This is a genomic window from Rothia sp. (in: high G+C Gram-positive bacteria) (assembly GCF_015265375.1).
Classification (GTDB): domain Bacteria; phylum Actinomycetota; class Actinomycetes; order Actinomycetales; family Micrococcaceae; genus Rothia.
This window is the reverse complement of the sequence record NZ_JABZXW010000091.1, coordinates 1-5,280: the sequence shown is the minus strand read 5'-3', so window position 1 is coordinate 5,280 and position 5,280 is coordinate 1. Positions and strand designations below refer to the sequence as shown.

At 59.2% G+C, this 5,280-nt stretch carries 4 protein-coding genes; all 4 read left to right on the top strand.

Annotated elements, in window-relative coordinates; genetic code table 11:
* The first annotated feature begins 199 nt into the window (after positions 1-199).
* The 4 genes from HXO69_RS08635 (at position 200) to ilvA (ending at position 5,206) form a co-directional block, all read left to right on the top strand.
* On the top strand, positions 200-1,084 hold the full coding sequence (locus tag HXO69_RS08635; RefSeq protein ID WP_296546539.1) for a Cof-type HAD-IIB family hydrolase: 885 nt from the start codon (positions 200-202) through the stop codon (positions 1,082-1,084).
* 197 nt (positions 1,085-1,281) lie between these two features.
* On the top strand, positions 1,282-2,271 hold the full coding sequence (locus tag HXO69_RS08630; RefSeq protein ID WP_049346804.1) for a Bax inhibitor-1/YccA family protein: 990 nt from the start codon (positions 1,282-1,284) through the stop codon (positions 2,269-2,271).
* A 173-nt stretch (positions 2,272-2,444) separates the two neighbouring features.
* Positions 2,445-3,719, top strand: a complete 1,275-nt coding sequence (locus tag HXO69_RS08625) for an AI-2E family transporter (protein ID WP_296546537.1) — start codon at positions 2,445-2,447, stop codon at positions 3,717-3,719.
* A gap of 233 nt (positions 3,720-3,952) precedes the next feature.
* Entirely contained in the window at positions 3,953-5,206 is a 1,254-nt protein-coding gene (gene ilvA, locus HXO69_RS08620; RefSeq protein ID WP_049350045.1) for a threonine ammonia-lyase, read from the top strand.
* Positions 5,207-5,280 lie beyond the last annotated feature (74 nt).

Genomic DNA, 5,280 nt, shown 5'->3' with positions numbered 1-5,280 from the left:
GTAAAAGACGATGCCCCCGACCAGTTCGGTTGCCATGGGGATGCCCACCTGCTCGAAGGAAGCGATGGTACCCGTGGGCTCCACTCTCAAAAACGCCCGCATACCGTCTTCCGGAGCTCAAAAACGTGAGACCCTAGAAGAGACGCAGCCACAGATGCACCCCAGCCTGAATGGGGCAGCAGAGTCAGAAAGGCACAGCATGCAGACTATACCCTCCATCATTGCTGTCGATATGGACGGCACCTTCCTCACCGACTCCAAAACTTTCGACACCGAACGTTTCTCGCGCATCCTATCCCGCCTGCAGGCGCATGGAATCCACTTCGTCGTGGCGAGCGGAAATACCCATGCCAAGCTACAGGACTATATGCGGGGCTTCGAAAACCAGGGCCTCACCTACATTGCTGAGAACGGCGCGTACCTCGCTGATGACAGCGGCCAGCTTGCCGTGCATCCCTTCCTGGATGAAGACGTGCCGCGCGTCATTGAAATCGTTCAGGGGCTGGACCAGATCGGTCTGCTGGTGTGCACCACCGAGGGTATTTACCTGCCCAAGGATCGTTGCGACCAGATTGTGCACATGATTCGCGGCTATTTTGAAGACACTGGTCAGGAGCTCCCCGAAACCCTCACCCTGGAGGACTTTGCGGCGTTCTTCTTCCCCGGCTCGGTCATGGTTGACTCTATTGAAGATTTTGAGGGTGCACCCATTAAGTTCCCGCTGCTGACCCCACCGAAGCAGACGCAGCAGCTGAGCGTTTACCTGCGTGAGGCTCTTCCGCAGACCGTCACCCCGATGGTGAGTGGCTTCGGTGCCATTGACCTGGTGCGTACCGGTGTCAATAAGGCGACCGGTCTGAAGGACCTATGCGAGCGTCTGGATGCTGATCCGGCGGGCATTCTTGCCTTCGGTGACGGTGAGAACGACATGGAAATGCTCCGCTACGCGGGCTGGGGTGTTGCCATGTCTAATGCCCCGGAGGTTGTGCGAAATGCTGCTGATGAGGTGATTGGCTCGAACGAGGAACAGGCAGTTCTGGAGTATCTGGAACAGCTCCTGGACCGTTTGGAAGCTTCGCACTAGACGCTTCACAAAGAGACGCGCAGAAGCCTTTGCATGCGGGGCGGCGCGGGCCTGGGTGAACCTCAGGTAAACACCGCCCTGAAATATTCTGGCAAGGTCGCTAGAAGCCCATGCTGGTAACGAACAGCGCCCGTGAGCACAGAATCTATCCGATATAATTAACAGAATTAGTTTTGTACCCGTTTAAGGAGAGAAAGATGGCGGGAAACCCGCTTCTGAATTCAATGACGAAGAATGTCACTCAGGGTGACTCTCGTTTCGGTCGTTTTGGTGCGCAGCCGCAGCAGACCAGCCAGCAGGCGCAGTACGGTCAGCAGGCACAGTACGGTCAGCAGCAGACCTATGGCCAGTACGGTCAGCAGTATGATCAGCAGGGCTACGGCCAGAACACCTACGGCCAGCAGCCCTATGGCCAGCAGTATGGTCAGCCCCAGTACGGTCAGCAGGCACAGTACGGCCAGCCGTACGGTGAGGCTGACTACGGCGTAGCAGCCCCCACCTACTCGGAGCCCATCCCCGCCGGTGAGCGCCTGACCATGAACGATGTCTTGGTTAAGACCGGTATCAACCTGGGCCTGGTCGCTGTCGGTGCCGCTGTTGCATGGAATGCACCGGTGCTGCTGCTCCTGGGCATGGTTGGCGGTCTGGTCCTGGGTCTGGTGAACTCCTTCAAGAAGAAGGTTTCCCCGATTCTGGTCATGACCTACGCGCTCATGGAAGGTCTGCTACTCGGTGGTCTGTCCGCTGTTGTGGATATGCGCTACCCCGGCGTGGCAGTTCAGGCGGTTCTGGCAACCCTCGTGGTTGCGGGTGTGACCCTGGCTCTCTTCGCCAACGGCAAGATTCGCACCACCCCCAAGCTGAATAAGATTTTCATGATTGGTGCGCTCAGCTACCTGGGTTACGGCCTGGTGTCCATGCTGACCGCGGGTATCTTCGGTTCCTCGCTGAACAGCTTCTCTATCGGTGGTATCCCGCTGGGTCTGGTTGTTGGCCTGTTCGCTGTTGCGCTGGCAACCTACTCGCTGCTGCTGGACTTCACCACCACCTCCGAGGCTGTGGAGGCTGGCCTGCCCGAGCGTGAGTCCTGGCGCCTTGCTTTCGGCCTGACCGCTTCTCTGGTCTGGCTGTACGTTGAGATCCTGCGTGTTCTCATGTACCTGGCAAGCATCTTTAGAAACGACTAAAGCTCATGATGAGGCGGCGGTACCGTGATGGTGCCGCCGCCTTTGCCGCTTTACTTCCCCGATGTATCGAAGCGCAGGGGAGGAGCGCAACAACATCACCACATACCGCCTTCCGCTGGGGCAGCCGAAGCTGCCCCGCGCGGGCGCGACACCGATAACGATTTGGAGACACCGTGAAAATTACACCTGTCGCAGAAGAACATGTAGCCGAGGAGGAGCGCGGCTACCGGGTGCCTTTTGCTATGGAAGTTGCTGGTGCTTGGGCGTGGCGCATCATTATGATTGCCGGTGCCGGTTGGATCCTTTGGAAGGGCCTGGGGCACGTCTCCCTGCTGGTTATTTCTCTTCTGGTGGCTCTGCTGCTGGCGGCTCTGCTGAGCCCCGCCGTGATGCTTCTGCGTAAGAAGGGCGTTCGTGCCGGTGGCGCGGCGGCTATTGCCGAAATCGGTATGATTCTGGTGCTCGCCGGTATTATTTCGCTGACCGGTCAGCAGATTCTGCGCGGTTTTGTGTCCATGGCGGATAAGGCGATGCAGGGCTACCAGCAGCTGATTGGTTGGCTGAAGGACCTCGGTTACGAGTTCGGTGCAGACCAGCTGAACCAGCTGCTGGATCAGATGGAGAGTGCTGCAACCAATAACCCCAGCTCCGTGCTGCACGGTGTGTCTCAGGTGGGTTCGACTGCGGCTGAGGTTGCGACCGGTACCCTGCTGACCCTGTTTACCCTGGTTTTCTTCCTGATGGAGGGCGAGCGTATCTGGCTGTTCGTCACCCGCCTCTTCCCGAAGGATGCGCGTGCCGCAGTCAACGGTGCGGGTCGCGCGGGTTGGAAGTCCCTGGGTGCGTACGTGCGCGTTCAGATTCTGGTGGCGGCTATTGACGCTATCGGCATCGGTATTGGTGCCGCAATTCTGGGTGTTCCGCTGGCTATCCCGCTGGGTGTGTTGGTCTTCCTCGGCTCTTTCGTTCCGGTGATTGGTGCCCTCATTTCCGGTGCTGTGGCTGTGCTGCTGGCGCTGGTTGCTCTGGGCCCGGTGCAGGCGCTGATTATGCTCGGTATTGTTCTGCTGGTTCAGCAGCTCGAATCCCACATTCTGCAGCCGCTCATTATGGGTAAGGCTGTCTCCCTGCACCCGCTGGCGGTTATTTTCTCGGTGGCTGGTGGCTCCATGATTTTTGGTGCGGTGGGTGCTCTGTTCGCCGTGCCGACTCTGGCTGTGGTCAACGCGGTGGTGCGTTACCTGGCGAACCGTGACTGGGAGAAGGAAGCACCTCGTGAGGAGGAGTTCCTCTTCCCGCACGAGGTGGCTCGCCGCGAGCAGGCTGAGGAGAAGGCCCAGGAACGGCAGGAGAGCGTCAAGAATCTGGCCTCCCGGGTGCCGAGCCGTCAGAAGGCTGAGGAGCCTGAGAACCAGGCTTCCGAGGCTTCGGACTCCTCCGAAGACTAGGGGCCTGCATCGAGCGGGAGGTTTTGGCGTAGGGCACCCCGCCACCCTCGATAACGCACCGCTAACTCGTCCCGGCGATACCGCCGGCCGCGATGCCGTCTACGGCGGTGTCTCGCCAGGGGGCTACTTGCGACCGGGTAGCCCCCTTCGCTGTACCCATCCTCTAAAATGGGATGAGCAATACATCACCATCCCGCGCCCGCGGGACAACGCACCGTCAGAATGGAAAACCCGTGAGCGTAGATCTCGACTCCCTGCCCGTGACCATTACCGATATTGAACGTGCCGCAGAGCTGCTCGAAGGCGTTATTGAACGCACCCCGGTCGCCCATTCGCGTGCCCTGAGCCAGCGCCTGGGTTCCGAGGTGTTCTTCAAGTGTGAGAACCTGCAACGCGCCGGTTCGTTCAAGGTGCGCGGCGCGTATGTGCGCATGGCAAAGCTCTCCGAGGAGGAGAAGAAGCGCGGCGTCGTGGCGGCGAGTGCAGGTAACCACGCTCAGGGTGTGGCTCTGGCTGCTGACCGTCTGGGCATTAAGGCTCGTATTTACATGCCGCTGGGTGCGGCACTGCCGAAGATTACCGCGACCCGTGATCACGGTGCTGAGGTTGAGTTGCACGGTGTGACCGTGGATGAGGCTCTGGCGGAGGCGAAGCGCTATGCCGAAGAGACCGGCGCGGTGTTCGTGCACCCCTTCGACAATGAAGACATTATTGCCGGTCAGGGCACGATCGGTTTGGAAATCCTGGAGCAGGTTCCGGATGTTGACACCGTGATTGTGGGTGTTGGCGGCGGCGGTCTGCTGGCTGGTCTGTCCGCTGCTATCCGTGCGAAGGAGCAGAAGCTCGGCAAGAAGATTAAGATTATTGGTGTTCAGGCGGAGCACGCGGCGGCGTACCCGCTGTCGCTGGCTGCGGATGCTCTGGTGCCGTTGAAGAAGGTTTCCACCATTGCTGATGGTATTGCGGTGGGTCGCCCCGGCCAGATGCCTTTCTCCATCATCAAGGAGCTGGTGGACGATGTGGCGACCGTGAGTGAAGACGATATTGCTCGCGCCCTGATCTTCCTGATGGAACGTAACAAGCTTGTGGTGGAGCCTGCCGGTTCGGTGCCCGTGGCGGCGCTGATGAACGGCAAGCTGAAGGAAGAGTACGGCGACCTGGGTACGGTCGTGTGTGTGCTCTCCGGCGGCAATATTGACCCGATGCTGATGCTGAAGGTGATTCAGCGCGGTCTGTCTGCGGCTGGCCGCTACATGACCGTGAAGATGATGCTTTCTGACCGCCCGGGTGAGCTGGCGACCATCTCCCGCATTATTTCTGAGAACGACGCGAACGTGACCGGTGTGGACCACACCCGTGTGGGTGGCTCGCTCTCCATGGGTGACGTGTCGATTACGATCGATATGGAGACCAAGGGTGTGGAGCACTGCCGCCAGGTTATTTCTGCCCTGGAGGATGAGGGCTTCAAGCCCATCATCGTCTACTAAGCTGATAAACTGCAATAGTTGCACCTGAGCCTTATAGGTAGAACGTAATTCAATAGATAAAAAACAGTGCGGGG

Coding starts and splice junctions, on each gene's coding strand:
- HXO69_RS08630 (WP_049346804.1), top strand. CDS start 1,282: ATGGCGGGAAACCCGCTTCTGAATTCAATGACGAAGAATGTCACTCAG.
- HXO69_RS08635 (WP_296546539.1), top strand. CDS start 200: ATGCAGACTATACCCTCCATCATTGCTGTCGATATGGACGGCACCTTC.